At 68.2% G+C, this 26,429-nt stretch carries 28 protein-coding genes and 3 tRNA genes; 16 read left to right on the top strand and 15 right to left on the bottom strand.

The genetic code is table 11. The features are described from left to right. Positions 1-3 precede the first annotated feature (3 nt). Positions 4-1,554 (bottom strand): sugar transferase, encoded by a 1,551-nt coding sequence (locus tag ACLQ2Q_RS16635; protein ID WP_425821888.1) that lies wholly within the window; start codon positions 1,552-1,554, stop codon positions 4-6. A gap of 345 nt (positions 1,555-1,899) precedes the next feature. On the opposite strand from ACLQ2Q_RS16635, the gene ACLQ2Q_RS16630 reads away from it, so the two are divergent. Continuing rightward, positions 1,900-2,478 carry a Dps family protein gene (locus tag ACLQ2Q_RS16630; RefSeq protein ID WP_425821886.1) on the top strand — a complete coding sequence of 193 codons (579 nt, stop codon included), beginning with the start codon at positions 1,900-1,902 and terminating at the stop codon, positions 2,476-2,478. 35 nt (positions 2,479-2,513) lie between these two features. Here the strand turns inward: ACLQ2Q_RS16630 and ACLQ2Q_RS16625 are convergent, their stop codons facing one another. After that, the gene (locus ACLQ2Q_RS16625; RefSeq protein WP_425821884.1) at positions 2,514-3,689 is read right to left on the bottom strand and encodes a polysaccharide deacetylase family protein; all 1,176 of its coding nucleotides are present in this window, start codon (positions 3,687-3,689) and stop codon (positions 2,514-2,516) included. A gap of 401 nt (positions 3,690-4,090) precedes the next feature. On the opposite strand from ACLQ2Q_RS16625, the gene ACLQ2Q_RS16620 reads away from it, so the two are divergent. The 5 genes from ACLQ2Q_RS16620 (at position 4,091) to ACLQ2Q_RS16600 (ending at position 6,674) form a co-directional block, all read left to right on the top strand. Further along, positions 4,091-4,432: a hypothetical protein gene (locus ACLQ2Q_RS16620; RefSeq protein WP_425821882.1), complete on the top strand. Its 342-nt coding sequence runs from the start codon at positions 4,091-4,093 to the stop codon at positions 4,430-4,432. Positions 4,433-4,651: 219 nt separating this feature from the next. Further along, positions 4,652-5,005 carry an ATP-dependent DNA ligase gene (locus ACLQ2Q_RS16615; RefSeq protein ID WP_425821880.1) on the top strand — a complete coding sequence of 118 codons (354 nt, stop codon included), beginning with the start codon at positions 4,652-4,654 and terminating at the stop codon, positions 5,003-5,005. Next, positions 4,974-5,210 (top strand): hypothetical protein, encoded by a 237-nt coding sequence (locus tag ACLQ2Q_RS16610; protein ID WP_425821878.1) that lies wholly within the window; start codon positions 4,974-4,976, stop codon positions 5,208-5,210. Before ACLQ2Q_RS16615 ends, ACLQ2Q_RS16610 begins: the two co-directional genes overlap by 32 nt. Positions 5,211-5,259: 49 nt before the next feature. Further along, positions 5,260-5,967 carry a GAF and ANTAR domain-containing protein gene (locus ACLQ2Q_RS16605; RefSeq protein WP_425821876.1) on the top strand — a complete coding sequence of 236 codons (708 nt, stop codon included), beginning with the start codon at positions 5,260-5,262 and terminating at the stop codon, positions 5,965-5,967. Then, positions 5,964-6,674, top strand: coding sequence for an ANTAR domain-containing protein (locus ACLQ2Q_RS16600; RefSeq protein ID WP_425821874.1), 711 nt, complete (start codon positions 5,964-5,966; stop codon positions 6,672-6,674). Before ACLQ2Q_RS16605 ends, ACLQ2Q_RS16600 begins: the two co-directional genes overlap by 4 nt. 30 nt (positions 6,675-6,704) lie before the next feature. On the opposite strand, the gene ACLQ2Q_RS16595 is transcribed toward ACLQ2Q_RS16600, so the two are convergent. Next, the gene (locus ACLQ2Q_RS16595) at positions 6,705-7,877 is read right to left on the bottom strand and encodes an AI-2E family transporter (RefSeq protein WP_425821872.1); all 1,173 of its coding nucleotides are present in this window, start codon (positions 7,875-7,877) and stop codon (positions 6,705-6,707) included. A gap of 78 nt (positions 7,878-7,955) precedes the next feature. After that, on the bottom strand, positions 7,956-8,354 hold the full coding sequence (locus tag ACLQ2Q_RS16590) for an SHOCT domain-containing protein (protein WP_425821870.1): 399 nt from the start codon (positions 8,352-8,354) through the stop codon (positions 7,956-7,958). Between the two features lie 194 nt (positions 8,355-8,548). Here ACLQ2Q_RS16590 and ACLQ2Q_RS16585 point away from each other — a divergent pair, with 194 nt between their 5' ends. Continuing rightward, on the top strand, positions 8,549-10,789 hold the full coding sequence (locus ACLQ2Q_RS16585; RefSeq protein WP_425821868.1) for a LuxR C-terminal-related transcriptional regulator: 2,241 nt from the start codon (positions 8,549-8,551) through the stop codon (positions 10,787-10,789). Positions 10,790-10,802: 13 nt separating this feature from the next. Here the strand turns inward: ACLQ2Q_RS16585 and ACLQ2Q_RS16580 are convergent, their stop codons facing one another. The 3 genes from ACLQ2Q_RS16580 to ACLQ2Q_RS16570 form a co-directional block, all read right to left on the bottom strand. Next, positions 10,803-11,123 carry a carboxymuconolactone decarboxylase family protein gene (locus tag ACLQ2Q_RS16580; protein ID WP_425821866.1) on the bottom strand — a complete coding sequence of 107 codons (321 nt, stop codon included), beginning with the start codon at positions 11,121-11,123 and terminating at the stop codon, positions 10,803-10,805. A 115-nt stretch (positions 11,124-11,238) separates the two neighbouring features. Further along, on the bottom strand, positions 11,239-13,689 hold the full coding sequence (locus tag ACLQ2Q_RS16575) for a glycoside hydrolase family 2 TIM barrel-domain containing protein (protein WP_425821864.1): 2,451 nt from the start codon (positions 13,687-13,689) through the stop codon (positions 11,239-11,241). Positions 13,690-13,776: 87 nt separating this feature from the next. Next, positions 13,777-14,124 (bottom strand): hypothetical protein, encoded by a 348-nt coding sequence (locus tag ACLQ2Q_RS16570; protein ID WP_425821862.1) that lies wholly within the window; start codon positions 14,122-14,124, stop codon positions 13,777-13,779. A 187-nt stretch (positions 14,125-14,311) separates the two neighbouring features. Here ACLQ2Q_RS16570 and ACLQ2Q_RS16565 point away from each other — a divergent pair, with 187 nt between their 5' ends. The 3 genes from ACLQ2Q_RS16565 to ACLQ2Q_RS16555 are packed head-to-tail and all read left to right on the top strand — an operon-like array spanning position 14,312 to position 16,380. Next, complete coding sequence (locus tag ACLQ2Q_RS16565; protein WP_425821860.1) at positions 14,312-15,460, top strand: zinc-dependent alcohol dehydrogenase; 1,149 nt, start codon at positions 14,312-14,314, stop codon at positions 15,458-15,460. Positions 15,461-15,468: 8 nt separating this feature from the next. Continuing rightward, positions 15,469-16,047: a hypothetical protein gene (locus tag ACLQ2Q_RS16560; protein WP_425821858.1), complete on the top strand. Its 579-nt coding sequence runs from the start codon at positions 15,469-15,471 to the stop codon at positions 16,045-16,047. A gap of 9 nt (positions 16,048-16,056) precedes the next feature. Next, complete coding sequence (locus ACLQ2Q_RS16555) at positions 16,057-16,380, top strand: ATP-dependent DNA ligase (protein ID WP_425821856.1); 324 nt, start codon at positions 16,057-16,059, stop codon at positions 16,378-16,380. A gap of 10 nt (positions 16,381-16,390) precedes the next feature. Here ACLQ2Q_RS16555 and ACLQ2Q_RS16550 read toward each other — a convergent pair whose 3' ends face one another. After that, positions 16,391-16,789, bottom strand: a complete 399-nt coding sequence (locus ACLQ2Q_RS16550; RefSeq protein WP_425821854.1) for a hypothetical protein — start codon at positions 16,787-16,789, stop codon at positions 16,391-16,393. Positions 16,790-16,944: 155 nt separating this feature from the next. On the opposite strand from ACLQ2Q_RS16550, the gene ACLQ2Q_RS16545 reads away from it, so the two are divergent. Beyond that, a complete protein-coding gene (locus tag ACLQ2Q_RS16545) occupies positions 16,945-17,295 on the top strand; it encodes a hypothetical protein (RefSeq protein ID WP_425821852.1) in 351 nt (116 codons plus the stop codon). A gap of 33 nt (positions 17,296-17,328) precedes the next feature. Here ACLQ2Q_RS16545 and ACLQ2Q_RS16540 read toward each other — a convergent pair whose 3' ends face one another. Continuing rightward, a complete protein-coding gene (locus ACLQ2Q_RS16540) occupies positions 17,329-18,441 on the bottom strand; it encodes a fatty acid desaturase family protein (protein WP_425821850.1) in 1,113 nt (370 codons plus the stop codon). Between the two features lie 194 nt (positions 18,442-18,635). On the opposite strand from ACLQ2Q_RS16540, the gene ACLQ2Q_RS16535 reads away from it, so the two are divergent. Further along, positions 18,636-18,848 (top strand): multidrug transporter, encoded by a 213-nt coding sequence (locus tag ACLQ2Q_RS16535; protein ID WP_425821848.1) that lies wholly within the window; start codon positions 18,636-18,638, stop codon positions 18,846-18,848. Further along, positions 18,845-19,045: a hypothetical protein gene (locus ACLQ2Q_RS16530; protein ID WP_425821846.1), complete on the top strand. Its 201-nt coding sequence runs from the start codon at positions 18,845-18,847 to the stop codon at positions 19,043-19,045. Before ACLQ2Q_RS16535 ends, ACLQ2Q_RS16530 begins: the two co-directional genes overlap by 4 nt. A gap of 24 nt (positions 19,046-19,069) precedes the next feature. Here ACLQ2Q_RS16530 and ACLQ2Q_RS16525 read toward each other — a convergent pair whose 3' ends face one another. Both ACLQ2Q_RS16525 and ACLQ2Q_RS16520 read right to left on the bottom strand, forming a co-directional pair. Next, positions 19,070-20,698, bottom strand: a complete 1,629-nt coding sequence (locus ACLQ2Q_RS16525) for a molybdopterin-dependent oxidoreductase (protein ID WP_425821844.1) — start codon at positions 20,696-20,698, stop codon at positions 19,070-19,072. Positions 20,699-20,734: 36 nt separating this feature from the next. Further along, positions 20,735-21,727, bottom strand: coding sequence for an SDR family oxidoreductase (locus ACLQ2Q_RS16520; protein WP_425821842.1), 993 nt, complete (start codon positions 21,725-21,727; stop codon positions 20,735-20,737). On the opposite strand from ACLQ2Q_RS16520, the gene ACLQ2Q_RS16515 reads away from it, so the two are divergent. After that, a complete protein-coding gene (locus ACLQ2Q_RS16515) occupies positions 21,721-23,118 on the top strand; it encodes an FAD-dependent oxidoreductase (RefSeq protein WP_425821840.1) in 1,398 nt (465 codons plus the stop codon). The two genes, ACLQ2Q_RS16520 and ACLQ2Q_RS16515, sit on opposite strands and share 7 nt — an antisense overlap. A gap of 43 nt (positions 23,119-23,161) precedes the next feature. Then, positions 23,162-23,683 (top strand): glycine cleavage system protein R, encoded by a 522-nt coding sequence (locus ACLQ2Q_RS16510; protein ID WP_425821838.1) that lies wholly within the window; start codon positions 23,162-23,164, stop codon positions 23,681-23,683. Positions 23,684-23,825: 142 nt separating this feature from the next. Here ACLQ2Q_RS16510 and ACLQ2Q_RS16505 read toward each other — a convergent pair. The 3 genes from ACLQ2Q_RS16505 to ACLQ2Q_RS16495 all read right to left on the bottom strand — a co-directional run bounded on the left by ACLQ2Q_RS16505 (position 23,826) and on the right by ACLQ2Q_RS16495 (position 24,137). Next, positions 23,826-23,898: transfer RNA gene (locus ACLQ2Q_RS16505), tRNA-Phe, on the bottom strand. Positions 23,899-23,967: 69 nt separating this feature from the next. After that, a tRNA-Asp gene (locus ACLQ2Q_RS16500) sits at positions 23,968-24,041 on the bottom strand. A 23-nt stretch (positions 24,042-24,064) separates the two neighbouring features. Further along, positions 24,065-24,137 (bottom strand) — tRNA-Glu (locus ACLQ2Q_RS16495). 224 nt (positions 24,138-24,361) lie between these two features. Here ACLQ2Q_RS16495 and ACLQ2Q_RS16490 point away from each other — a divergent pair. After that, positions 24,362-25,705 carry a peptidoglycan DD-metalloendopeptidase family protein gene (locus ACLQ2Q_RS16490; protein ID WP_425821836.1) on the top strand — a complete coding sequence of 448 codons (1,344 nt, stop codon included), beginning with the start codon at positions 24,362-24,364 and terminating at the stop codon, positions 25,703-25,705. A gap of 77 nt (positions 25,706-25,782) precedes the next feature. Here the strand turns inward: ACLQ2Q_RS16490 and ppa are convergent, their stop codons facing one another. Further along, a complete protein-coding gene (ppa, locus tag ACLQ2Q_RS16485) occupies positions 25,783-26,316 on the bottom strand; it encodes an inorganic diphosphatase (RefSeq protein WP_425821834.1) in 534 nt (177 codons plus the stop codon). Between the last annotated feature and the right edge of the window lie 113 nt (positions 26,317-26,429).

Below are 26,429 nucleotides of genomic sequence, written 5' to 3'. Positions count from 1 at the left end.
CGGTCAGTACGCTCCCTTCGGACGAACCATCGCCTGTGCGGTTCGCCACATGATCATCAGGTCGCTCATCACGGACCAGTTCTCGACATATCGGAGGTCCAGGCGCACGCTCTCGTCCCACGAGAGATCGCTGCGCCCGCTCACCTGCCACAGGCCAGTGATGCCCGGCTTGATGTACAGCCGCCGGTAGACGGTGCCGTCGTACGCGGTGATCTCGCTGGGCAGGGGCGGCCGAGGGCCGACCACGCTCATCTCTCCGCGCAGCACGTTCCAGAACTGCGGCAGCTCGTCGAGCGAGAACTTGCGCAGCACAGCGCCGACCCGGGTGATGCGGGGATCCCTCTTCAGCTTGAAGAGCGGCCCCGATCCCTCGTTCGCGTCTCGCAGCGCCGCCAGCTCCTGCTCGGCCGTCGTGCGCATCGTGCGGAACTTGAGGATGCGGAACTCGCGGCCATCGCGGCCGATGCGCACCTGGTGGAAGAACGTGGGTCCGCCGTCATCCAGCTTGATGAGCAGCGCGATCAGGGGCGTCACCATCGCCACGGGGATCAGCGCGAGGACGGCGACGAACACGTCCATGGCGCGCTTGAGCATGTGGATGCCGCCCTCGAAGGTCGGGATCCGCACATGGATGAGCGGCAGTCCGTCGATGGGTCGCAGCGAGATGCGGGGACCCGCGACGTCGGTCAGCGGGCTGGAGAGGATGAGCTCGGCGGCGGTGCCCTCCAGATCCCAGCTCAGGCGCCGGATGAAGTCGGGATCGTCGTCGGGGCGGCTGGCGACGACGATGCTGTCGGCTCCGAGCTCGCGCGCGTGGACCGCGACCGTGTCCATCGTGCCGACGACCCGGTAGGCCCGTCCGTCGACCGTCAGCTCATCCGGTGTCGGCTGGGTGGTCGCCGCACCGAGCACGGTGTACCCGAGGTTGCCGTCCCGCGTGAGACTGCGGATGACGTACTCCACGTCCTTCGGCTTGCCCGCGATCAGTGTGCGCGTGGCGTAGTGGCCGAATCGGCGCTGGCGGATGAGCCACTTGCGCCACGACCAGCGCCCGACGAGAAGGCCCACGAGGCCGATCGGAAGGGCCACGATCAGCTGTTCCCGCACGCCCTGCCACTGGAAGACGATGAAGAGGATTGCGAGGATGCCGAAGGCGAATCCCGTGGCGTGCGCGACGCGCTTGTACTCCGTCGACCCGGATCCGACGATCTGCGTGCTGCGTGTGTGGAAAGCCGCGAGCATCACGAGCCACACCGGTGTGGTGAGAGCCGTCACGCGCGCCACGTTCAGGACGTCGCCCGCGACGACCGGCGTGAGCAGCAGATCGAGGGCGCCCGGCAGAGCGCTCACGAGCAGAACGATCACGGAGTCGGTCAGCGCGAGCAGCCGGCTGTAGCGCCGTTCCCAGAGCCGGCGGCGCTCCAGCGCGGGCAGGACGCGCGGCGCGACGGTGGTGCCGACGTTCTCCCAGACGGCGCGCGGAGCGGCCACCGGGCCGAAGATGCTGATCGGGTCAGCACCCACCCCCGCTGTCGTCGCGTCGACCGCCGTCACCGCATATCAGCGGCGAAAAGCGCGCACGAAGAATCGTCCCCAAGCATGTGTACCCCAACACAATGACGAAACGCACCCCAGGTACGTCTCTATCCCCATCGCGCAATCGGAGAGCCCCAGCCGCCCGAACATCAATGCATCCCACATGCATAGATGACGCGGAACCGACTCTACATGCCGGGACCAGTTTCCGGAAGTTTCACTTTCCCGACTTCTAGGCGAACCGAAATGTACACCGTCCCGCGCGCCATCTCCCCGGGCTTAGGGCGACCGCTCCGACGTGTCAAGGGGATCCCCCGCGAGATCCCACAGCCCTACGGTGAGGGGATAGGAGGTTCATCCACCATGGCCAAGACGGACACGCAGACCAAGACGACCCCCTCATCCACCGGCGCCAAGCGCACCGCCCCGGGCGGCAAGGGAGTCAAAAGCACCCGCCGGCAGAACGCGGAGAAGGGATTCGTCGCGTCCAGGGAACTCGACGAGGCTCTCCAGGCGTGTCTGGTCGATCTGCTGGAGCTGCAGATGCAGGGCAAGCAGGCGCATTGGAATGTCGTGGGCCGCAACTTCCGCGACACCCACCGCATCCTCGACGAGATCATCGAGGCCGCCCGCGAGTTCAGCGACACCGTCGCCGAGCGGATGCGGGCGCTGCACGCCGTGCCGGACGGCCGCAGCGACACGGTCGCCGAGACCACCACGCTCCCGGAGTATCCGCAGGGCGAGGTCGACACCAGCGAGACCGTAGACCTGATCACCGCGCGCCTCGACGCGACGGTCTCGACCATGCGCGGCGTTCACGATCAGGTGGACGAAGAGGATCCGACCAGCGCAGACATCCTGCACGCGATCATCGAGAAGCTCGAACAGTTCGCGTGGATGGTGAGCGCCGAGAACCGCTCCCCGGCAGCCAACCGAACGTAGGCCTGAACGAACGTGGGCCCGACCGAACGTGGGCCTCAGCCGACGAGGTCGATGAAGGCGTCGAGCCCCATCCCGTAGTTGATGCGGACGGTCGGCATCGCCAGCTTGTCGGTGCCCGCCCGTACGTACCCCGGCTCGATCGTGCGCGCCATCTCGAAGCCCGCCTTCGCGACGCCCTGCTTCGCGGTGTCGTTGTAGTGGCCGAAGGGGTAGGCGAGGACCTGTCCGACACCCAGTACGGCGGCGGATGCCTGCAGATCTGCGGCGATCTCATCCGCGCTCCAGTTCACCATCCGTCCGTCGCCGTTGTCGCCGGCCTGGTGCATGTCGTGGGTGTGCGAGCGCCTCAGCACGTACGGGGAGGGCGCCGGGTCCTGGCGATAGGCGGTGATCATGAAGGACGTCGCGAGCACCTTGTGCTTGTCGATCACCGGCACGGCCAGGTCGAACCATGTCTGGTCGGCGTCGTCATCCGTGACGATGGCCGACCGGTGGGGCAGGGAGAGCCGGCCGTCGATGAAGGCGCTCAGCTCATCCCACGTCGGAAGGTAGAACTGCCGCTCGGCGAGGTACGCCATGTGCGTGTCGAAGTCGCCGATATATGCGTAGTTGCCCCGCAGCCAGCCATCCTCCCCCTCGGGGCGGGCCGTGAACTGGTGGTACATGAGGATGGGGACGCCGACATCCTCGGCCGCGACCTGCTCGGGGGTCTTCCACGATCCATGCAGCGTGATCTGCTGATCTGTGCACGCGACCATGTCGGCGCCGTTGATGCGGGCGGCATCCGTGTACGCGGCGGCGTCCTCCGGTGTGGGATACCACCCGGCGAAGACGGCTCCGTCTCGCTGAGGGATGGGGAGGTGGGCGTACAGGATGCCGAGGTGCTCGAGCACCGGCGGATCAGCGATTCCTTCCCCGGCGAATGTCACCGCGCACGCGGCGGGGTCGGCCGCATCGGCCAGCAGCTGCTGCCCGGGCGTCAGCGGCTCGGGCGTCGGGGTCGGCTTCGAGCCGGTGGGCGTCGAGCTGGCCGGAGCGGGAGTGCCGGCCCCTGCGGAGTCGGCGCCCGCGGGCCGTTGGACGAGCAGCACGATGGCGATCGCCAGCGCGATGGTCTGCGCGACCAGCACGATGTAGAGCACGCGCAGGAACGCGCGAGAGGGCCGGGAGCGTTCGCTCTCCTGTACAGCGGATGCGCGTGTGCGCGGCATGACACGGTCCTCGGCGACGGGGCCGCACCGGGGGGAGGTGCGAACTCTTGTGCCGAATTCTATTGCGGACGCCGCGAATCCCGCAGCAGCCGCCCCGCCGTCCCCTGCGGCGTGTTCTCCGCCCGGCGTTTCCGGCAAGGGTCCGAATCCCCAGTCGGACCCTTGCCGGACTTGCGTGCCCTTCTCGACCGGTCGCGCAGCGAAGGTCGATGGGCGCCACCGTACCGAGGCCACGGTATGTCCACCGCGGGCCATGGCTGCAGGGGCTTGACGAGCCACGGGGACAACGTGCAAAATGCTCGCCCCACTGGCCGCTCCCGGTGGCATCTGGCGGCGGCGAGTGGTAGCTTTCGAGAAGCCCTGGACCCCGGCTCCGCATAGAGCAGAGCGAGGTCCGGATCATGAAAGTGCTCACCACCGTTCAGGGGTCCTACGTGACGGGCTCAGAGCTCGCTGACGCGGTTCTGCGCTGCCACGACGCTGTGACGGCCACCCGCGAGATCGACTGCATCAGCGTTCCCTTCGTGAACGATGGCGGGGGGCTGCGCTGGGTGAAGATCCTCGTGGGCCCGCCGTACCGCATCGAGGTCGGGGCCATCGAATCCGCGAAGCCGGAGCTGATCGATCCGGCGGCGCTGGCTCGCGTCGAGGATCGCATCCGCGACCTTCATCCGTTCTCGAGCACGCCTTTCACACGGGACGACATGGACTGGGCGGAAGGCGTTCACCACCATCCCGCGTGAGCCCCGGAGTTAACCCCCCCGGAGCCCATGTCAACCCGGGCCCAGAATGCGGGCGATCGGGCAGAATGGTGGTGCGCACGTTCGCATGCCTCGTGTCGGACCGAGTAGATCCGGCACGGGAATCGAATCCAGCGCCCCGCGTCAGCGCGTCGCTCTCCGCCGTCGCACGATCAGTACCCTTGGGGGCGTGTCCGAACACTCTCGGCATACGGAGGCGCCATGGGCAAGTTCATCTACGACGCGATCGTCAAGGTCGATTTCGAGGATCGGCTGCTCGCCCATCTGCAGCTGGTCATCGGCGCGAAGATGCGCCGAGGCGAATCCTTCCACTTCACGTGGAAGGACGATCCGAGCATCGGCGACGGCCGGACCACCGTGTGGATCCACCCGCGGTGCTCGGTCGTGTACAAGTTCTACGGGAGCAAGCGGCCCGCCATCAATCGAGCGTGGGTGGATGCTCTCGTCTATACCGCCAACTCGCCGACGGGATTGTATGCAGTGCCGGAGCCTGCGGAATACGACGCGGACGGGAGAGAGCGAGATGAAGCGGATCGACATTCGATACGGGGGTGACACCTACAGCGTCGGCGGGCGCGACCTGGAGGAGCTTCGGCAGGAGATCCTGACCGGACTCGACAGTGGCAAGTACTGGCTCATCGTCAACGACGGCGAGGGAATGCGACGGGACGCCCAGCTGCTGATCACGCCCGGAGTCCCCATCTCCCTCATCCCCATCCCCAGCCCCGAGGAGGAGGCCGCGGGGGACGTCGGTCGCTGACACATAACGCCGACGGCGGTAGCGTTTTCTCCAGAGGAGGCGGTGCGGTATGAGCGATTCGTTCACTGATGCGATGGACACGCTGGAGCGCACTCCGGATGATCCGGAGACCTACTGCGACGTGCTCCTCGAGGTCTTTCCGATCACCGGCGCCTCGGTGTCGACGATCGGCGAGGTGCTGGGGTCGGAGACGCTCGCGGCCAGCAACGGTCAGGCCGCGCGCCTCGACGAGCTGCAGTTCGACCTCGGAGAAGGACCGTGCTGGGACGCGATGCGCTCGGCGCAGGCGGTGCTCGCCCCGGACATCCGCGAATCGGGCCGCGGTCGCTGGCCGGCGTTGTCGAAGTCGTTGGAGTCCGAGGACATCAGTTCGGTGTTCGCATTTCCTCTCGCCGTCGGCCCGCTGCGGTTCGGGGCAATCGACCTGTATACGGCCGCGCCGTTCCGGCTGAGCGGGACGCAGACGCAGCAGGCCGGTGCGATGGCGACCGTCGTCGGACGCCATGTGCTCCGCCGGGCGCTCGCATCGATCGGCGACGGCTACGACGACGTGGGGAACGCCTTCTCGCGCCGGCTCATCCACCAGGCGTCGGGCATGGTCCTCGCCCAGCTCGATGTGTCGGCCGACGACGCTCGCCTCGTCATCCAGGGCCAGGCCTTCTCGGCCGGCCGGTCGATGATGGACGTCGCACAGGACATCCTCGACGGCCGACTGCGATTCACGCGAAACGGCACCCGGATCGAGGTCGCCGAATGACCCTCACGCGCGAGCGACAGCTGCTGCAGACGTTCGCCAAACTCGCAGACACCCTGGTCGACGATTACGACGTCGTGGAGCTGCTGCAGCTCCTCGTCGACACGTGCAGGGATGTGCTCGAAATGACGGCGGCCGCCATCCTCCTCGCCGACGGACGGGGCGAGCTGGAGGTCATCGCATCGACGAGCGAGTCCAGTCGCCTCGTCGAGATGATGCAGCTGAGCGCCGAGGCCGGCCCCTGCATCGAGAGTTTTCGCACCGGGCGCGCGGTGTCGCTTTCCGAGATCGAGGATGCGCCCGACGCATGGGCCGCATTCCGGCGGAGCGCCCTCGAGCAGGGATACCACTCCGTGGAGGCCCTCCCGCTGCGGCTCCGCGACGCGACCATCGGAACGCTCAATCTGCTGCGGTCCGAGCCTGGTCGCCCGCCGGATGACGACCTCAGCGCCGCCCAGGCTTTCGCCGACGTGGCGACCATCGGCATCCTGCACGAACGATCGATCCGCGAGAGCGCGGTACTCACGGAGCAGCTGCAGACGGCGCTGAACAGCCGCATCGTCATCGAGCAGGCGAAGGGCGTCGTCTCGCACACGCGAGGCGTGCCCATCGACGAGGCGTTCACCCTGATCCGCGAATACGCCCGGTCGCACCGTCTCGGGCTGAGTCAGGTGGCGGCACGCCTCGTGGACCGCAGCCTCGACATCTGAATTGCGCGGGCGGCCTCCGGTGCCCGCGCTCTACCGGTCGGGCAGCGTCTTCGAATCCTGCAACGGGATCACGACGTGCTTGATGATCAGCAGGATGGCGGCGGTGATCGGAATCGCCACGAGCGCGCCGAGGAAACCCATCAGCGCTCCGCCGATGAGGGCACCGAGGATCACCAGCACGCCGGGAATCTCCGCCGCGCGCGACATGACCCTCGGCGTGACGACGTATGCCTCTACCTGGATGTAGATCAGGTAGAGCACCGCGAAGAGCAGCGCGTCAGTCGGATTCGCAAAGAGCGCCACGACGGTGCCGATGACGAGGAAGGCCACCGATCCGATCACGGGCACCAGAGTGACGACGAAGGCGACCGCCCCCATGAGCGCCACATAGGGCAGTCCCAGCACGAGGTACAGCACGACCACGACCGCCGCGTTGCACGCCGCAAGGATGACCTCGCCCAGCACGTACGCCCCGACGGAGTCGGTGGTCCGCTCGGTGAGTGTCTCCACGGTGGTGCGCGAGTGCGACGCCGTCAGCCGATACAGCGTGCTCTTCATGGCATCCAGCGAACCCAGAAAGTACAGGGTCAGTACGACCACGATGATGCTGGATGAGATCGCCTCGACGACCCCGACCCCGAAGGCCAGCAGACCGCCGAACATGACGATGATGTTCCCCGGATCCGCGAAGAACGCCGCCACCTGAGTGAGCCCGTCGGTCACGACGGCGGCAGCCGCAGGATCGAGGGAGACGAACCATGCCGTCTGCGTGAGCTCGTCGAGGCTGGAGGGCAGGTTCTCCGCGAACGCGGCGAACTGGCTGATCACCGCCGGCAGGAGGAAGACGACGCCGACGACGACCAGGATCAGGAAGGCGGCGAACACGATTCCGATGCCCGTTCCGCGCTTCAGCCCGGCGCGCTGCAGCGCGAGCACCACCGGATTCAGGCCCAGGGCCAGAAACATCGCGAGAACGATCGACACGACGATCGTCGCCAGCGAGCCGACGGCCAGGCCCAGCACGATGGCCGCCATGACCGCGAGGGTCGCCACGAACGGGGTGCGGATCGGGTGATCCAGCGCAGCCCTGATCCTCGGCGGCGCGTGGAACGGCGCTCGCGCCGACCCCGCCTCCGGGGGAGGTGCAGGGGTCGACGCGAGCGCCGTTGCGTCAGCCGGTTCGAAGGCCGGGGTGGGGTCCACGTCAGTCTCGCGATCTCGCGGCCCGTGACGTTCGCCACTCCGGGCCGCGGGCCGAGTGCTGCGTGTCCTTGCGTTGGATCAGGTGGCGGCGAGGGCCTTCGTCTTCAGCGCGTCATACTCGGCTTGCGTGATGGCACCGGAGTCCAGCAGCTTCTTGGCCGACTCGATCTCGGCCGAGGGCGATGAAGCGGAGGACGAGCCCGCGACCTGGCGGATGTACTCGTTCTGCTTCGACTGGGCTGCCGCCGCCTCCGCCATCTGACGCTCGGTCATGCTGCGCCCGCGAGCGATGAGGTACACCAGTGCGCCGAGGAAGGGCACGAAGACCAGGAAGATGATCCACAGCGCCTTGGCGAAGCCGCCCAGCGTGCGATCGCGAAAGATGTCGATGAAGATCGAGATGAAGATCCAGATGCACGCGATCAGGATGTAGAACCAGAAGATCCAGACGAGGAAATCCCAAAAACTGTTAAGCATCGATCAGCCCTTTGTTCAGCGGAAGCACGTCGACACCCGACGAGTCGGAGAAAATCTATCCAACGCCCCAGAGGGCGGCATCATGCGGATCGGATGATGTGCGTGCCGCGGTAGCAAACAGCGAAACCGTTGACAATGGCTTGACGAACGACTCATTCGTTGTTCCGTTCACTGGGCGGCTCTATCATTCAGATGTGACCGGGCTCTCCGAAGTCTCGACCCCCACGTCGCCGCAGCTCGACGCGCTGCTTCTCGACGCCAAGCTCGCCGTGCCCGCGTTCAGGCCCGGCTTCGTCAGCCGGAGCCCACTCGTGGCGGCCGGGCGGAACAGCGCACAGCGGGTGGTCGCGATCACGGCGCCTGCGGGATACGGCAAGACCAGCCTGCTCGCCGAGTGGGCCGAGGGCGAACAACGGGCCGTCGGCTGGGCGTCGCTCGACCGTTTCGATGACGATCCCGTCGCGTTGCTGAAAACCCTCGCTTCCGCCTTCGCATCCGCGACCAACGCCGACGATGGGCTCGTCGACGACATGCAGGTGCACTCCGTGGCGGCCCTCTCTCGCGCGGCCCCTCGGCTCGCTTCGGCGCTTCGCCGCAGCGCTCGGCCGTTCGTTCTGATCGTGGACGACCTGCACGTGCTGACGTCCGCCGCCTGCCACGACGTGCTGAGCGTCGTGGTCGGGGGCATCCCTGCGGGCTCCCAGCTGGTCGCCGCCTCTCGCTCGACGCAGCCCCACGTGGCGCGCAGCCGCGCATCCGGCGACGTCTTCGAGATCGGGGCGGCAGACCTGGCACTCGACGCGGAGGGTGCGCGACAGATCTTCCGCCAGGCCCGTGTACCCGTCACCGCGGAGCTGCTGGATACGGTGACCGTGCGGACGGAGGGCTGGCCGGCGGGCCTGCACCTTGCGGCCCTCATCGTTCGTGAGAGTCCGAATGCCGCCGATGTCATCGTCGGCGAAGACCGTTTCGTCGCGGACTACCTGTACCGAGAGTCGTTCTCCGCCCTGCCGGCCGATACTCAGACGTTTCTCCGGCGAACCGCGGTGCTCGAGCACCTCACCGACGACCTGTGCCGCGTGGTGGCGGGCAGCGCGGTGGCCGGCGGGCTTCGCGCCCTGGAGAGCTCGAACGTCTTCCTCATCCCCACCGACCGCACCGGGGAGTGGTACCGCTACCACCCGCTGTACCGCGAGTTCCTCCTCGCCGAACTTCGTCGTGACGAGCTCGAGATGGTCCCGGAGCTGCACGTTCGCGCGGCGGACTGGTACGAGAATCGCCAGCTGCCGGCGATGGCGATCGATCACCTGCTGCAGACCCCGGACCGCTCGCGAGCGGTGGGGCTGATCGGGGCGGTGGGCCTCACGACGTATCAGGCGGGCGGGATGGCGACGGTGCAGCGATGGCTGGGCGCGCTCGGCGACGCGGTGATCGTCTCCACCCCGTCGATGCAGGTGCTGACCGGGTGGCTCGCCGTGCTCTCGGGCGACGTGGTGGCGGCGGAGAAGTGGTCGGCCATGCTCGATACCGCGAGCTTCACCGGCGAGCCCGGCGATGGGAGCGCATCGTTCCAGTCCGCACGGGCGATGCTGCAAGCGGTCATGTGCGCCGGCGGGCCCGATCGGATGCTCGCGGATGCCGAGCTCGCCGTCGCCGCGGAGCCCTCGTGGAGCCCGTGGCGGGATGTCGCCGTCTACCTCGCCGGGGACGCGCAGCTCACGCTGGGTCGCCGCGAAAAGGCAGCCGAGCACTTCAGGGAGGTCGCGAACCGGCTCGATGACAGCGGAAACAACGGAGTCCGCGTGCTCAGCCACACCCAGCTGGCCATGATCCACATGGCCGCGGGGCGATGGGACGAGGTCGGAGAGCTGCTGGACAGGGCACGGTCGATCATCGAGCACAAGCGAGTGCAGGACTACAGCACCTCTGTACTCACGTTCGTTGCTCTGGCGCGATGGGAGCTGCACCGGGGAGATCTCAAGGCTGCCGAGCGCGAGCTGACCGAAGCCATGCGCACGCGCCCGGTCTGCACGTCGTCGCTGCCCACCGTGTCCGTGCCCGTTCGCATCCATCTCGCGACGGCATACTGGGCGCTCGGCGACTATGCCACCGCTCGCCATCTGGTGCGCGAGATCGATGACATCCTGCTCCGCCGTCCCCACCTCGGGGTGCTCGTCGAGCAGTTCGAGGTGCTGAAGAGTCTTGTCACCACGACGATGGCGGGGGCGCAGGGCGGACCGCCGCTCACGCCCGCCGAGCTGCGCCTGCTGCCATACCTGCAGACCCACCTGACCCTCCCCGAGATCGGGGCGAGGCTCTTCGTGTCGCGCAACACCGTGAGCACCGAGGTCGGGTCGATCTACCGAAAGCTCGGGGTCTCGTCCCGCAGCGAGGCCGTTGATCGCGCTACAGCCATCGGCCTGCTGGGCGGATAGCGGACCGCCTGCCTCAGTCCAGGATTGCGTCGACGTCGAGACCGAGGGCCAGAGCCAGCAGGGGCGCCGCCGAGACGACGCGTGGCTCGCCGACGATCGAACTGACGCCGATCAGCACGTCCACGATCTCATCCGTCGTGGCGCCGGCGCTGAGCGCGGCATCCGTCTGCTCGCCGAACGACGGCTCCGAGCCACCCACCGCTATGAGCGACGCGAGCCGCGCGATCGCGAGCGTCTTCGGGTCGAGCGCCGAGCCGGCGCCCGCGGCACCGTCATCGAGCACGCGCGGGTCGTTGAGGGAGATCCGCCGCAGGCGCTCCTGGTAGTTCGGCATCGTCTTCCTCCCACTGGCGCGCTGCGCACGGCCGCCGCCCTGGGGGCCCAGGATCGAAGCTATTCCGCGTGGCGGTGCGACGCATCATGCCGATGGGGTGAGCGCTTCCGCCTTCTCAGGAACGTGCTTCCAGGACGACGTGCGCCGGAGCGAGCCCTTCGGCCGCAACGGTCACCGTGATCGTGCCGCTCCCCGTCGGTCGTACGACGGCCAAGGCTCGGCCGTCGTACGTCGTGACCGCTTCGCCGCCGAACGGCTCCTCGGTGCGGGCGCGGCCCGTTCCGATGCCCGCGAGAACCCCAGGGCCGTCGACCGTCGCCGTGACGGAGCGGTCGGCGTCGATCACCGTCGTGCCGTCGGCGTCCTGCAGCCCGATGTCGATGAAGGCCGCGTCGTCGGGCGTGACGGCCAGTGCCGCGCGCGCGGTGGCGGCGACCAGCCTCGGCTCGCCCGTGGCGGAGCGCAGCGCGTGGCGGCCCGTCTCCGCCCCGTTCCGGCGTGACACCGCGATCAGCTCGCCCGGGTGGAACTCCGTCTCGAAGCGTGCGAGGAACGCCTTCGCGTCCCCCACGCGGGCGGTCGCGATGGATTCCCCGTCGAGCAGCAGCTCGACCTCTTCCGCGTCGCTGTAGACGTCGACGGTCACCGGCGAGCCCGGCGCCACCGCCCACGACCAGGTCGAGACGGCGTCGTCCCATGACCATGGCGTCCGCGCCGAGGGCCGCCCGTGGTGCTGCGGGCGGTGCACCGCGATGTACGGGTCGGTGCGCAGGCCGTAGACGATCTCGCGGTAGTAGGAGATCGTCCGCCGGTACCCGGTGACGTCGATGTCGCCGGACTCCGCCAGCAGGTAGGGGTACGGGCCCGACGTCCCCGTCGCCTCGTAGCCATCGACATCTGTGTAGTCGACCCGCCCGATGCCGGCCTCGCCCAGATAGTCCCAGCCCGTCCACGTGAAGTCGCCGATCACGTGCGGCAGGCGCTCGACGAGTCCCCACATCACATCGATCCGCTCGGGGAACGTCTCGGAACCGACGATCACGCGATGCGGGAAGGCGCCGAGATCGAGTTCGTACCGCGAGTCGGCGTAGTTGAAGCCGACGACGTCGAGCACCGACGCAGACTCCTCGGTCGACTCGGTCACGAGCTCGGAGGCGTTCATCAGCGCCATCCGCTCGCCCATGTTCGCCATCATCGTGTTCGGGTCGGACGCGGGAGCATGCTCTCCATCGGGAGCATCACCTGCCATCGCGGCGGCCATCTTGTCGATGTTCGCGATGATCCCGTTGATGCCGTTCGTCACGAATCGGGTGCCATCCAGCGCGCGCACCTCCTCAGCGAGCCGGCGGCTCCACGACGATCCGATGGGCGACGCCAGCTCGAGGATCTCGTTGCCGATCGAGTACATGAGGACGCTCGGGTGGTTGAAGTCCTTCCGCACCAAAGCCGCGATGTCGGCCCGCCACCGCTCCGGAAAGACCAGCGAGGAGTCGAACGCCGTCTTCGAGCGCGTCCACACGTCGGTGAGCTCATCCATGACCAGCACGCCGTGTCGGTCGCACGCGTCGAGCATCGCGCGGCTCATGGGGTTGTGGGCGCTGCGCAGCGCATTGAACCCGGCGGCCTTGAGCAGCCGCACCCTGCGGTCCTCTGCGGCGCCGAGCGTCGCTGCGCCGAGGGGACCGTTGTCGTGGTGCACGCAGGCTCCCCGCAGCTTGACCGTCCGGCCGTTGATGCGCAGTCCGCGTTTCGGGTCGAGCTGAAGACGACGGATGCCGAAACGCGTGGTGTCCTCGTCGAGCAGGCTCCCGTCGGTCGCGGCGAGTTCCGTCCTGACCTCGTAGAGCGCGGGGCTGTCGGGGTGCCAGAGGCGCGGATCGTCGACGGCCAGCCGCGCACGCGCCGTGGCGCGTTCGCCGGGGAGCACGGTCACCGGCGCCGAGTTGGTCGCGACCTCGGCCCCGGAGTCGTCGATGATCGACCAGCTCAGTCGCGTCGTGCGCGTGTGGCGGGTGCCGTTCTCGACGGCGGTCTCGACCTCGATGACCGCGCGGTCCTCGTCGATGTCGGGGGTGGTCGCGCGCACCCCGTCGAGAGCGATGTGCACGGGGTCGACGATCGAGAGGTGCACGGGCCGGTAGATTCCCGCCCCCGTGTACCAGCGGCTGTCCTTGTGCGCCCGGGCCTCGACCGTGAGCCTGTTCTCCTGCCCGAAGACCAGGAAGGCGTCGAGCGTCACGGCGAACGCGGCGTAGCCGTTGGGCTCATGCGCGATGAAGTCGCCGTTGAGGAAGACCGTGGCGTCGCGGTACACGCCCTCGAACTCGACGATCACCGTCTTGTGCCGCCACTCCTCGGGAGCCTCGAAGACCTTCACATACTCGAACACTCCGCCGGGGTGGTAGCCGGCGTGCACGCCCTGGTCGCTGTCGGCCGAGCGAGGGAGGTCACGGATCGCGTCGTGCGGCAGCGCCACGGGCCGCGGGGGCGACGCTCCGTCCAGCCCCTCGAACGCGCCGAGCTTCGGTCCGACGGCCCAGCCGTCCATGAAAGGAGTGCGGATCATGGTGCCATTCCCTCACGGGCGGCGCCTGACGGCAAATCACCGCTCGCCACCGTCATCGCGCCGATGCGACGCCGTAGGCGACCGCGTTCAGAGCTCCTCGAGGTACGACAGGGCCTCGCCGTCCACGCTGCCGTCGCCGTCGCTGCTGACCGCGCTCGGCGGCGAGGTCAGCAGGCGCGTCTGTTCGCGCATGTACTCGACGGCCTCTGAATCATCGGGCTCGGGGATCGAGGACTTCGTCGTCTCCGCCATGACGATGGTTCCCGCATCCAGCACGAATGTCGCCTCGACATCCGCGCCGTCCACGCCGAACGCCTTGAGGGTGACGGTGTCCGCGGACGCGTTCTTGGCGAGGGCGACCGCATACTCCACGAGGGCGTCGGCCGCGGCATCACCGACGAGCAAGCTCTTCTGCGCATACGTGATGTGCTTCATGCCGCCCACGCTAGACATGCTCGCCGGCCGCAAGAACAGGGTTGACGGGGGATCTGCACACAGCTAGCCGCTGTCAGGGCCACCTCCAGCGCAGGCGTCTTGAGTACGGACGGTTCGCGTTGCGCAACCCCCTCGCCGGATACGCCGCTCTGTCGGAGCCTGGGAAACCGACACAGAAGGAGGTGTCATGAAAGCCATGACATATCGCGGGCCCTACAAAGTCCGCGTGGAGGAGAAGCCCGATCCGAAGATCGAGCACCCGAACGACGCGATCGTGCGCGTCACGCTGGCTGCGATCTGCGGATCGGACCTGCATCTGTATCACGGCATGATGCCGGACACGCGCATCGGCCACACCTTCGGCCACGAGTTCATCGGCGTGGTCGAGCAGATCGGGTCGTCCGTCCAGAACCTCAAGGTCGGCGACAAGGTGATGGTTCCGTTCAACATCTACTGCGGCTCGTGCTTCTTCTGCGCCCGCGGCCTGTATTCGAACTGCCACAACGTCAACCCCAACGCCTCCGCGGTCGGCGGCATCTACGGGTACTCCCACACGACCGGCGGCTATGACGGCGGACAGGCGGAGCGTGTTCGCGTGCCGTTCGCGGACGTCGGACCCTCCGTCATCCCGGATTGGCTTCCCGACGAAGACGCCCTGCTGCTGACGGATGCCTTCTCGACGGGCTACTTCGGCGCACAGCTCGGCGACATCGTGGAAGGCGATACGGTCGTCGTGTTCGGCGCCGGCCCGGTGGGGCTGGCCGCCGCCCGCTCGTCGTGGCTGATGGGCGCCGGCCGGGTCATCGTGATCGACCACCTCGACTACCGCCTGCAGAAGGCCCGCGACTTCGCGTTCGCCGAGACGTATAACATCTCGGAGTACGACGACATCGTGCTGCACATGAAGAAGATCACCGACTACCTGGGGGCCGACGTCGCCATCGACGCCGTCGGAGCAGAGGCCGACGGCAACCTCACCCAGCACATCACCTCCGCCAAGTTCAAGCTGCAGGGCGGCTCACCCGTGGCGCTGAACTGGGCGATCGACTCGGTGCGCAAGGGCGGCAACATCTCGGTGATGGGTGCGTACGGCCCGCTGTTCAGCGCCGTCAAGTTCGGCGACGCGATGAACAAGGGTCTGACCATCCGTACCAACCAGGCACCGGTCAAGCGCCAGTGGCCGCGCCTGCTCGAGCACATCCAGGCCGGACACATCCGTCCGAGCGACCTGGTGACGCACCGCATCCCCCTCGATGACATCGCCGAGGGATACCACATGTTCTCCGCCAAGCTCGATGACTGCGTGAAGACGGTCGTCGTGCCCGCCACCGCCTAGGAGCGACGATGACCTACACCGCAGACAAGCCCGCCCTCGCCCCGAGCTCCGAGGAGCTGCGCGCGCGCATCCCCGGATGGGGCGCCGACCTCGACCACGCCGACCGCCCGGCGTACCCCCAGGAGAGGACGGACCTCGTGTCGGGCGCGCACTGGGACTTCCCAGAGCGGCAGCCCGAGACAAACGACCGCGAGCGCTCGATCGAGCACAAGTTCCTGACGCCCGTGTACGGCACCGCGCAGCCGCTGAAAGGCGTGTCGGGCGTCATCCGGCGTCTGGCGTACGACAGGTTCAGCGAGGGCCAGACCGCCCACTGGCTGCTGCTCATCGTCGGAGACCGCGTCGAGGCCATCGGGTCGCACGTCGTGTCGTTCGCCAGCCTGCGACCGGACAACCCGATCACGCAGACCGGCGTGCTGTCGGAAATCCGCCGCCGCCCGGTGAGCTCGCGAATTGGGCGGGGACGCGTCGACATGAAGCACGCATGGATGGACCCCATCATCGTCGGAGGGCCGTGGATCGCGGCCGGTGCCGCGCTGGCGCTCGGAACGACCCTCGTCGTGCGTTTCGCTCGCAGTCTCCGTTAAGGTTCTCCCGTGGGGAGATTCATCTACGACACCCTCGGCAACGCCGTGGACATCGACGACCGGACTCTCGCCCATCTGCGCATCGTGATCATGAACAAGCTCCGCCGGTCGGAGTCGTTCATGTTCGATGTGGAGATGGGTGACGGAAGCGGTCGCCGCAGCTTCTGGATGCACGCATCCGTGCCGCTGCAGTTCCACTTCTTCGGAGGCAGGAACCCGCAGATCAACCGCACGTGGGTCGAGGAGCTGATGCTGTCGGCCAGCGGGCCGAACGGGCTCACCGTCACTCCGGAGCCGACGGAAGTGCAGCGGCCCGAGGTGACCTCGAGCTGAGGGCCGGACGCTATTCCGCGGAGGCTGCCGACGGGAACTGGTCTGCCGGGGACTGGTCGGCGGCTTCTGCGGAGGCGGACCCGTCGGCGACCGCGGGGAGGGATCCGGTGTCGAAGTGCTCGGCGACCAGCATGATGCCGCCGGAGGAGTTGGCGGAGTTCGCCAGCTCCTCCACCCATTCGCGACTCAGGATCGCGGGCTCAGGATCGTCGAAGACGAACCGCAGCGGAATGGAGGGGTGCAGCCAGATCGTGCTGCGGCCCCTCGGCTGGTCTTCCGGATGCTGCCACGAGACGGTGAAGCTCTCGCCACGGCGCAGCTTCGTCGCGATCACGACCTTCAGGTGCGCCAGAGCTCGGTCTTCGATGTGAATGGGGGTCGCCGACCCCCCGTAGTACACAGTTCCCACGCAACCACAGTAGCCGCCGCGTCGGGCGACTACGTGCCGGCGCACGACCTGTCAAGGGGATGATGTGGGCGGCTGAAGGTAGGGCATCCTTTGTTGCACAGGAGGTGCTACCGGCCTGCGGCGGGATCGTCGGCCTTGCGGGCGTTGCGCATGACATGAAGACGATAGTCACCACGTACGGGTCCTTCCTCACCGGGACTGAGATCGCCGACGCCGTCACGGGGTATGGTCTCGCACTCGCCAGGGTGCACGGTGTCGACGTGGTCGACATCCCGTTCGTCGCGTCCGATGGATCTGTCAGCCGCGTGGATCTGCGGATCGGGTGGCTGAGCGACATGGCCGCGGTGCTCAGCGACGGGGCCGACGACGAGCTCGTCGAGGTGGACACGATCCTGATGATCCTCTCGAAGATCAATTACCTCGAGGGTCGTCGTGGCCTGGCGTTCGCGGACGACGACGTCGAACAGCTGCGCTCCGCCGACCTGAACTGGGACGACATCATCTAGCGCTCGCCGCGGATCAGAAGCGGCTCGCGCGGATCAGACCGTCTGGCGCACCTGCAGGAGCGGGCACTCGAAGGGGTCCCGCTCCCCGAGGCCGACGCGATTGATGTAGCGGACCACGATTCCGTACGACTCGAACAGTCCCGTCTGCGTGTACGTCACGCCTCGCTCCCGGCAGTAATCGGCGATGATGCCGGATGCCGCCCGCAGGTGCGGGCGGGGCATCGAGGGGAACAGGTGGTGCTCGATCTGGTAGTTGAGTCCGCCCATCACCGTGTCGAGCACCCGGGTGCCCCGTATGTTGCGGCTCATCAGCACCTGGCGACGAAGGAAGTCGATCTTGGCGTCGGCGGGCACCAGCGGCATCCCCTTGTGATTCGGCGCGAACGCCATGCCCATGTAGACACCGAAGAGGCCGAGCTGCACCCCGAGGAACGCGAAGGCGATCCCGGGAGAGAGCACCAGGAACACCAGGGTGAGAAAGCCGATGATCCGCACGGCGATGAACGTGATTTCGACCGGCCTCCGGTGCAGCGGCTCGCGCGAGAACACGCGACGAACGCTGGACGCGTGGAGCGAGAGCCCTTCGAGCAGGAGGATCGGGAAGAAGAAGAGCCCCTGGTGCGCCATGAGCCACCCGAGGGGCCAGACCTTGGTGGATCGGCGACTGGCCTGATCGGGCGTGAAGGAGATCACCGGCAGTTCGATGTCGGGGTCGGTGCCGATCTTGTTCGGATTCGCGTGGTGGCGCGTGTGCTTGTGCTGCCACCATCCATAGCTCATCCCCACGAACAGGTTGCCGATCACCAGCGTGGTCCAGTCGTTCCACCGCCCTGATCGGAAGATCTGGCGGTGGGCCGCATCGTGTCCGAGCATCGCGATCTGCGTGAAGATGACCGCCATGGCTGCGGCAGTGAAGAGCTGCCACCACGTGTCTCCCACCAGGATGAAGGCTGCGATGGAGGCGCCGAAGACCACCGGGACCGCGAGGAGCTTCGTCCAGTAGTAGCCGTAGCGCCGCCGCATCAGACCGCTCTCCGCGATCACATGGGCGAGTGCCGTGAAGTCGTTCGCCTTGGGCACGCGAGCACTCTGCCGGCGTACCGGCTCGGATGCCTCAGCAGTGGGCGAGGTGCGGATGTCGGTCATGTCGAACCCCTGACGATGAAGACGGCCTCATGCCGCATGTCGGGGTCTCGGACATCCGTTGTGTTCAATGTACGCCGCGCGGCGCCAATGGGGGAGGATCGTCCGCGAATTCTCTGATCGAGGGGCGCGTAGCACGCATCCGGGCCGTCGGCCAGGGCCTCCTGGGCGTCGGAACACGGCGATAGCTTCATTGCATGGACGACACGACATCGGGCTCCGTGAACGACATGACCGACGAGGAGAAGCGGCGCGATCAGCTGCTGCGGGCGCCGGAGGCGGTAGAGGCGGATGCCGCTCCGCGCATCCAGGTCACCAAGCACGGCGACGTGACCCGCGTCGACATCGCCCCCGACGCGCCCGTGCGCCCCGGGCTTCCGCACGACCACGAAGAGGAGACGAACGCATGAGCACCGAAAGCGAATCCCGCGACGGCGGCGGGATCGAAGAGGGAACGGCCGCGGAATCGCCCACCGCCGATCTGGGGACCGGGAACCCCGACCGGGAACGCCCCGACGTCGCCCCGGCGCAGTTGTCGGACGATGCGATCAGGGAGAACGCCGCGCGGCTCGAGGCCGAAGAAGACGGCGCGTACGCGGAGGAGTGACCGCGCGCGCTCTGTGACGGCTCCCTACGTCACTTGGACGAGGGTGCGCTGCCATCCGGATGAGCCGTCGGGTGCTATCGGGGCTCGCTCCTGGATCTGCAGGTCGCCGTTCTTGTTGACCGCCCGCACCGTGATGAAGTGACTCCCGGGGGTGGCATCCCAGTCGACGAACCACTGCACCCACGTGTCGTCGTTGACGGGTGTCGACAGCGTGGCAGGCCGCCACTCGCCGTCGTCGATGCTCACCTCGACGCGCTCGATCCCGACGGTCTGCGCCCACGCGACCCCGGCGACCGGGGTGGGCCCCGCGGCGACGGCGGTGCCCGTGCGCGGGGTGTCCAGGCGGGACGAGAACTTGATCGGCGCCTCGGCGCTGTACCCGCGCGGGGTCCAATACGCCTCATCGGCGTCGAAGGTCGTGACCTTCAGCTCGGTGAGCCACTTGGTCGCCGAGACGTAGCCATAGAGCCCGGGAACGACCATGCGCACCGGGAAGCCGTGCTCGAGGGGCAGCGGCTCGCCGTTCATGGCGACCGCAAGGATCGCGTCGGTCGCGTCGTCGGTCAGCGAGGTGAGCGGGGTGCTGGCCGTGAACCCGTCGACGCTGCGTGAGAGCACCATGTCGGCGCCGGACTGCACGCCCGCCATCTTCAGCACCTCACGCACGGGAACGCCGAGCCACTTGGCGTTGCCGAGCAGCTTGCCGCCCACCTCGTTCGACACGCATGTGAGGGTGATCGAGTACTCGTCGAGCCCCATGCCGACGAGGTCGTCGAACGTCAGCTCGACGCGCTGGTCGACCATCCCGTCGACGACGAGCCGCCAGGTCTCCGGGTTGATGGACGGGACCGTCAACGCGGTGTCGACCCGGTAGAAGTCGCTGTTCGGCGTGAACAGCGGGGAGATCCCCTCGATGTCGAGCTCGGCGCCCTCTGGTACCGCGACGCTCGAACGGGGAGCCGGCAGCTTGAGCGCTCTGCGAACGCCTGCGATCGAGGATGTGGTGGTGTTCAGCACGCGCGCACCGATGCCGACAAGCACCGCGGATGCTCCGGCGATGCTCGTGACGCGGATGAACATGCGGCGATCGACCCGGGTCGAGCCGCCTGCTGCCGCTGAATCGCGCGACGCCTGGTCGGTGGCCTGCCCGGTGGCGTCGGTGGCCTCCCCGCTCACCTCGGTCGCCGGCAGTGCCGCCCACCGGCGCAGCCGAGAGACGAGGAAGGTCAGCAGAATGCAGCCGGCGAGCGTACCGGCGATCGGGGGCAGCGCGGCGAGCGGCGTCGCACCCGCCCGCGTCACGATGGCGGCGACCGAGAGCGCGCCGGCGATGAGGAGTGCGATCACACCCAGCGGAGGCCTGAGGAACTGGGCGATGCCCGTGACGACGGCCGCGACCAGCACTCCAAGTCCCAGGCCGGCGAGCAGCGCGATCTTGTCGTACTCGCCGAAGGTCGCGATCGCGAACTCCTTGAACGGCTGGGGCACGATGTCGATGATGAACGAACCGATCGCGAGGATCGGGCTGCCTTCCCTCGCGACGAGCAGGGCGACGAGCTCGGCGACCGCGAGGAACACGGCGGCGCTCACGATGCCGGCCAGTGCGGCGAGGGAGAGGAACTTCACACGTGCCCTGCGGCTGCTCTTCGCCATGGTCCGGCCTCCTGACGCGCAGGTTCGGCCCCGACGTCACAGGGTTGTTCGCGGCGGAGCGGCTTTCGGATTGGCCAGGAGTGCCTCCAGCGCCGCCCAGAGACGGGTGCCCGCCACGGGGTCGGCCACGTTCCGGAACGGTCGCTGCGCCTTCGGAGGTCCGCCGAGGTGGAAAGGCCCCGAGGGGGCGACGAACCCTCCGCCCGCGGCATCCGCTGACGTGACGGCATGCAACGCGGGCAGCGCGGCCTCCGCGGCGCTCTGGCCGAACGGCCCGCGGCCGAGCACGGCGAGACTCGCACGGGTCCGCAGATTCCGGCCGGCACGCATCTCGGCTGGTGCGATGTTCGTCAGTGCGACGCCCGGATGGCAGAGCACGACGCGGATGCCACCTCCGCGGACCCCTTCGCCGCATGCCTCGGGGCCGTATCGCCGGTGCAGCTCCATGCCGAGCAGGCCCAGGGCGATCTTCGACGACGCGTAGGCGCGCATCGCGGTGTAGCGGCGCTGAACCTCCAGGTCGTCCCAGGCGATGCCGTAGTGGTCGGCGGCGAGACTGCACTGCAACGCAATGCGCGCGCGGCTCGCCCGGAGGAGGGGCAGGATGCCGAGCAGGAGCGATGCGTGACCGAGGAAGTTGGTCTGGAAGTGCAGCTCGTGCCCGTCGGCGCTGACGTGCCTCACCGGGTCGCGCAGCAGCATGATCCCGGCGTTCGCCACCAGGATGTCGATGGGCCGCCCTTCGTCCGTGAACTGTCGCACAAGGTTCCCGGCCGAGGACCGGGAGGCGAGATCGAGGTCGCGGAGGGTCAGCACGGCTCGGGGGTGGTCCCGCCGTATCCGGGCCGCCGCCGATTCGCCCTTCTCGCGGTTCCGCACGGGAAGCACCAATTCGGCGCCGATGCCGGCGAGCGCGCGGGCGATCTCAAAGCCGACGCCGTCACTGGCGCCGGTGACGACGGCGAGGCTTCCCGTGAGGTCGGGGAGCGGGATCCTCCAGCGAAGGCGCGCCGGCGCGGGCGGTGTCACGGCCGCTCCACGTCTCCGCACGGGAGCATTGCGAGAACCTGCACATCGGACGCGGCGTCATCCATTCCGCCACGCTAGCCCTCGGAACGGTGTACAAGGGAGAGGTCGGGAACGGGGTTCGCGTGAGGATAGCCATCGTCGGCGGAGGCGCGGCCGGTCTCGCGAGCGCATGGCTGCTCGAGGGGCAGCACGACATCACGCTGTTCGAGAAGGACGACCGGCCCGGCGGGCACGCGCACACCGTCGAGGTCGAGGTGGATGCGCAGCGGGTGGCGGTGGATGCCGGATTCCAGTTCTTCGGCCGGGGGCCGGCGTACGCGACGTTCAACCGGCTGCTCGACCTCCTCGGGGTGCAGCGCGAGTCGTACCCCGCGACGATCACCCTCTTCGGCCGCGATCCCCGCCGTCCGGGCCGCCGGCGGGCGCTCCCGATGCCGCCCTTTCGCGGGGGCCGGCCCGTCTGGGCCTCGTTCACGCCGCGGGCGCTGTGCGACCTGATCCGGTTCCGGATCTTCCTCGCTCGGGTGCCCGCGTTTCTCGAGCGGCACGACACCACGGTCACGATCGAGCAGTACCTCGAGGACCACCGAGTGTCGCGCCGGTTCGCCGAGGAAGTCGTCAACCCGCTGCTGCTCGCGTTCTGGTGCGTGGAGCCGGCCGAGTTCCGCCGGTTCGCCGCGTACAACGCGCTGTACTATCTGGGGGCGAACGCGCCCAAGGGACTCTCCCCGCCGCGGCAGAGCCAGATCCGAGGAGGGCTCGCGGTCTACGTCGATGCGCTCGTGCGCGACCTGCGTGCGACGGAGCTTCACCTCGGCACGGCCGTGCGACGGGTCGAGCGCGAGGGCGGCGGTTACGCGGTAGAGGATGCCCGCGGCATCCGTCATCGCTTCGACCAGGTGATCGTGGCGACGAATGCACAGCAGGCTCTTCCCCTGCTCGAGGCGGTCCCCGGACTCGAGCCGATGCGCCGGCAGCTGGGCCGATTCGAGTACTTCGACACCGCGATCGCCGTCCACGGCGATAGACGGCTGATGCCGCCGGACGAGTCGGACTGGTCGGTCGTGAACGCGAGGTGGGACGGAGAGCACAGCGCGCTGACCATCTGGGATCCTGCGCGGGGACTGCCGGTCTTCAAGAGCTGGGTGACGTTCGACGAGCGGATGCCGCAGCCGATTTATGCGCTCGCGCGCTATGAGCACGGAAAGGTCACCCCCGACTACTTCGACGCGCAGCGCCGGCTGTGCGAGCTGCAGGGCCGGGAGGGGGTCTGGCTGGCGGGGCTGTACACTCACGACGCGGATTCGCACGAGAGCGCGATCCGCTCCGCGGTCACGGTCGCGCAGCGTCTGGCCCCGGATTCCGTGCGCCTGCGGCGGCTGCTCGCCTGACCGCCCCTGCCTTCGGGCGGGACCGATGGCTACGCTGTGGGTCATGACAACGCTCGTGCTCACCGTCGTCGGAGACGACCGCCAAGGCCTGGTCGCGGCCGTCGCCGACGTGGTCGATGCCCACGGGGGCAACTGGCAGAACAGCCAGCTCGCCGAACTCTCCGGCGCGTTCGCGGGGATCATCGAGGTCTCGGTCGCCGCCGACCGCGTCGACGAACTGAGGGCCGCGCTCGCCGGCCTCGACGGGCTGCTCACGGTGACGACGCATCCCGGCGATCCCTCGGTCACCGCCGAGAAGGCCGGCGCCGATCGCCGGTTCGCCTTCCGCGTGCTCGGCAATGACCATCCGGGAATCGTGCGCGAGGTCTCCGCGACGCTCAGTGCGCACGGCCTCAGCATCGAGCGGATGACGACCGAGACGCGGGATGCGGCGATGGCGGGAGGGCGGCTCTTCGAGGCGACGATCACGGCCAAGGTGCCGGCATCCGTCGATGTGGATGCCGTGCAGTCCGCGATCGAGCGACTCGCGGCGGAGATCCAGGTGGACGTCACGCTGGGGGAGTGAGTCCGCGGCGCGGGGCTCGCGCTGCATCTGTTCGCGCGCGCTGCGCGTATTGGCGCCGCGGCTGCAGGAAACAGCAGCGCCAAGCGGGTGGCCGGGCAAAGTAAAGGCCCTCCCCCGAGTAGAAGCCTCGAGAAAGGGCCAGTGGCTCCGACGGGCGTCGATCCCGTGACCTCACGATTTTCAGTCGTGCGCTCTACCAACTGAGCTACAGAGCCTCGCGGCATCCATGAACGCCGCGACCTAAACGAAAGGCCCTCTTCGAAAAAAGGGCCCGTCGCTCAGAGCGACCCTGACGGGACTTGAACCCGCGACCTCCGCCGTGACAGGGCGGCACGCTAACCAACTGCGCTACAGGGCCATGCATATTGAATTGTATACGGGTGACCCCAACGGGATTCGAACCCGTGCTACCGCCGTGAAAGGGCGGCGTCCTAGGCCGCTAAACGATGGGGCCGAGCAGAACCCGGGGGCTCACGCTTACCGACGGTCAAGCATACGTGCCAACCGATGTTTTCGCCAATCCGAGCCCCGTTCCTCTTCCCAAGCGCGCCGGAAAGGGGGACGATGGCAAGACGCGGACTGGGGAAGTACGTTGCGTGGGGGCGTCCCATCCGTTGCGGATGTGACGCATGTTGCTACTGTGGTCACTGTGACTCACGCACCGCTGAGGGGAGCCGAGTGAAGGGCGAACTCGCCGGCACTGTCGAAGACTGCGGATGCGCGCCCACGGAGAGCGAGCGCCGCTCCTTCCTCGTGCCCGTCTCTCGTCGCACCGCGCTCGGTCTCGCTGCCTTCGGCGCCGTCGCACTGGGCACGATCGGCGGCCCCATGATCCCTGCCGCGTTCGCCGCGACCTACCCGTCGTGGGACGACGTGCAGAACGCCCTCGCCAACGAGGCGGTCAAGGCCGGCGAGGTCGCCCGCATCGAAGGGCTCATCGCCTCGCTGACCGAGGAGGTCGAGCGCACGCGGACCGAGGCCGAGGCCCGCGCCGACGAGTATTACGTCGCCCAGCAGGAGTTCTACGACGCCGCTTACCGCGCGGACGAACTGCAGAGCCAGGCCGACGAGCAGGCCGCCCTCGCCCTCGAATCCGCGCAGAAGGCCGGCCGCGTCGCCGCCCAGCTCTACCGCAACGGGGGCGATGACACCTCGCTCGAGCTGTTCTTCGCGGGCTCCGCGGCGAACGCCGACGATCTGCTGGCCCGCCTCGGCACGATGGACAAGATGGTCGAGCGCAACCAGGCGGTGTACTCCGACGCCATCAAGGCACGCGACTCCGCCCAGTCGCTGAGCGACCAGGCCATCGTCGCCCGCACCGAGCGCGATCGCCTGCAGCAGGTCGCCGAGCAGAAGATGATCGAGTCGCAGGCGGCGGCGGACGCCGCGCAGGCCGCCCTCGAGGAGCAGGAGCAGCACCTCGCCGATCTGGAGGCCCAGCTCGAGGCGCTGATGAACACGTCGGCGAAGACCGTCGCCGAGTACGAGGCGGGCGTCGAGGCGGAACGCCTCGCCGCCATCGAGCGCCAGCGGCAGGCCGACCTTCGGGCCCAGCAGCTCGCCATCGGCGGTGGCGGCGGGGGAGTCGGCGGCGTCATCGTCGGCGGAGGCTGGGCGCGCCCGTCCTCGGGCGTCCGCACCTCCGGCTACGGGCCACGCACCAGGCAGTGCGGTACGGGCTACTGCTCGAGCGGATTCCACCGCGGGGTGGACCTCGCCACGGGCTGCGGGGCGGCGATCTACGCGGCGAACGCCGGCGTCGTGGACTACGCCGGGTACAACGGCGGGTACGGCAACTACATCCGCATCGACCACGGCGCTGGGACCGGCACCGGCTACGCGCACATCATCCAGGGCGGCATCCGGGTCTCACGCGGCCAGTGGGTCGCCGCCGGCCAGCTGATCGCACTCGAAGGCAACACGGGCAACTCGTTCGGATGCCACCTGCACTTCGAGACGTACCAGAACGGCTACCCGGTGAACCCGATCGACTTCATGGCCGCGCGGGGCATCTCGGTCTGAGTCCGCGCCACCGCGGGACAAGGCCGGGGCACGCGAAAGGCCGGGTCCCGAAGGACCCGGCCCCTGCTGTCCGCGTCTCAGAGGGTCTTGGGCGCTTCGCCCTCGCCCTGCGTCTTGGTCTGGCCCTCGTGCTCCTCGAAGCGGAGGATCGCCTCGGCGAGAATGCGGTCGGCCTCATCCTTGCCGCCCCACGTGTCGACCTTCACCCACTTGTTGGGCTCGAGGTCCTTGTAGTGCTCGAAGAAGTGCTCGATCTCCTTCTTCGTGAACTCTGGGACGTCGTCGAGGTCCTGGATGTGGCTCCACCGAGGGTCCTTGGTCAGCACGGCCACGAGCTTGTCGTCGCCGCCGGCCTCGTCGAGCATCTTGAGCACGCCGACCGGGCGCACGTTGACCATCACTCCGGGGAAGAGGGTGACATCGAGCAGCACGAGCACGTCGAGCGGGTCGCCGTCCTCGCCGAGCGTGTTCTCGAAGAAGCCGTAGTCGGCCGGGTACCCCATCGGCGTGAACAGCACGCGGTCGAGGAAGACGCGGCCGGTGCCGTGGTCGACCTCGTACTTCACGCGGCTGCCGCGGGGGATCTCGATGACGGCGTCGTGTGCGGCCATGGGTGTGCTCCTTGGGAAGGGGACGGATGCCGCGGATAAGCCTACTGCGCGGGCCCCGCCGTTCCGGATTCCGGTTCGGGGGCGGTCGATGATCGGGGCGTCGGCCGGGGGCG

The sequence above is a fragment of the Microbacterium sp. DT81.1 genome, from assembly GCF_049844955.1.
Classification (GTDB): domain Bacteria; phylum Actinomycetota; class Actinomycetes; order Actinomycetales; family Microbacteriaceae; genus Microbacterium.
The sequence above is the reverse complement of the archived record's forward strand: the minus strand, read 5'-3'. Positions and strand labels throughout refer to the sequence as shown.

Excerpts from the sequence above, each read along its gene's own strand:
- ACLQ2Q_RS16630 (WP_425821886.1), top strand. The coding sequence starts at position 1,900 with ATGGCCAAGACGGACACGCAGACCAAGACGACCCCCTCATCCACCGGC.
- ACLQ2Q_RS16625 (WP_425821884.1), bottom strand. The coding sequence starts at position 3,689 with ATGCCGCGCACACGCGCATCCGCTGTACAGGAGAGCGAACGCTCCCGG.
- ACLQ2Q_RS16620 (WP_425821882.1), top strand. The coding sequence starts at position 4,091 with ATGAAAGTGCTCACCACCGTTCAGGGGTCCTACGTGACGGGCTCAGAG.
- ACLQ2Q_RS16615 (WP_425821880.1), top strand. The coding sequence starts at position 4,652 with ATGGGCAAGTTCATCTACGACGCGATCGTCAAGGTCGATTTCGAGGAT.
- ACLQ2Q_RS16610 (WP_425821878.1), top strand. The coding sequence starts at position 4,974 with ATGAAGCGGATCGACATTCGATACGGGGGTGACACCTACAGCGTCGGC.
- ACLQ2Q_RS16605 (WP_425821876.1), top strand. The coding sequence starts at position 5,260 with ATGAGCGATTCGTTCACTGATGCGATGGACACGCTGGAGCGCACTCCG.
- ACLQ2Q_RS16600 (WP_425821874.1), top strand. The coding sequence starts at position 5,964 with ATGACCCTCACGCGCGAGCGACAGCTGCTGCAGACGTTCGCCAAACTC.
- ACLQ2Q_RS16590 (WP_425821870.1), bottom strand. The coding sequence starts at position 8,354 with ATGCTTAACAGTTTTTGGGATTTCCTCGTCTGGATCTTCTGGTTCTAC.
- ACLQ2Q_RS16580 (WP_425821866.1), bottom strand. The coding sequence starts at position 11,123 with ATGCCGAACTACCAGGAGCGCCTGCGGCGGATCTCCCTCAACGACCCG.
- ACLQ2Q_RS16575 (WP_425821864.1), bottom strand. The coding sequence starts at position 13,689 with ATGATCCGCACTCCTTTCATGGACGGCTGGGCCGTCGGACCGAAGCTC.
- ACLQ2Q_RS16570 (WP_425821862.1), bottom strand. The coding sequence starts at position 14,124 with ATGAAGCACATCACGTATGCGCAGAAGAGCTTGCTCGTCGGTGATGCC.
- ACLQ2Q_RS16565 (WP_425821860.1), top strand. The coding sequence starts at position 14,312 with ATGAAAGCCATGACATATCGCGGGCCCTACAAAGTCCGCGTGGAGGAG.
- ACLQ2Q_RS16560 (WP_425821858.1), top strand. The coding sequence starts at position 15,469 with ATGACCTACACCGCAGACAAGCCCGCCCTCGCCCCGAGCTCCGAGGAG.
- ACLQ2Q_RS16545 (WP_425821852.1), top strand. The coding sequence starts at position 16,945 with ATGAAGACGATAGTCACCACGTACGGGTCCTTCCTCACCGGGACTGAG.
- ACLQ2Q_RS16540 (WP_425821850.1), bottom strand. The coding sequence starts at position 18,441 with ATGACCGACATCCGCACCTCGCCCACTGCTGAGGCATCCGAGCCGGTA.
- ACLQ2Q_RS16535 (WP_425821848.1), top strand. The coding sequence starts at position 18,636 with ATGGACGACACGACATCGGGCTCCGTGAACGACATGACCGACGAGGAG.
- ACLQ2Q_RS16530 (WP_425821846.1), top strand. The coding sequence starts at position 18,845 with ATGAGCACCGAAAGCGAATCCCGCGACGGCGGCGGGATCGAAGAGGGA.
- ACLQ2Q_RS16525 (WP_425821844.1), bottom strand. The coding sequence starts at position 20,698 with ATGGCGAAGAGCAGCCGCAGGGCACGTGTGAAGTTCCTCTCCCTCGCC.
- ACLQ2Q_RS16510 (WP_425821838.1), top strand. The coding sequence starts at position 23,162 with ATGACAACGCTCGTGCTCACCGTCGTCGGAGACGACCGCCAAGGCCTG.
- ppa (WP_425821834.1), bottom strand. The coding sequence starts at position 26,316 with ATGGCCGCACACGACGCCGTCATCGAGATCCCCCGCGGCAGCCGCGTG.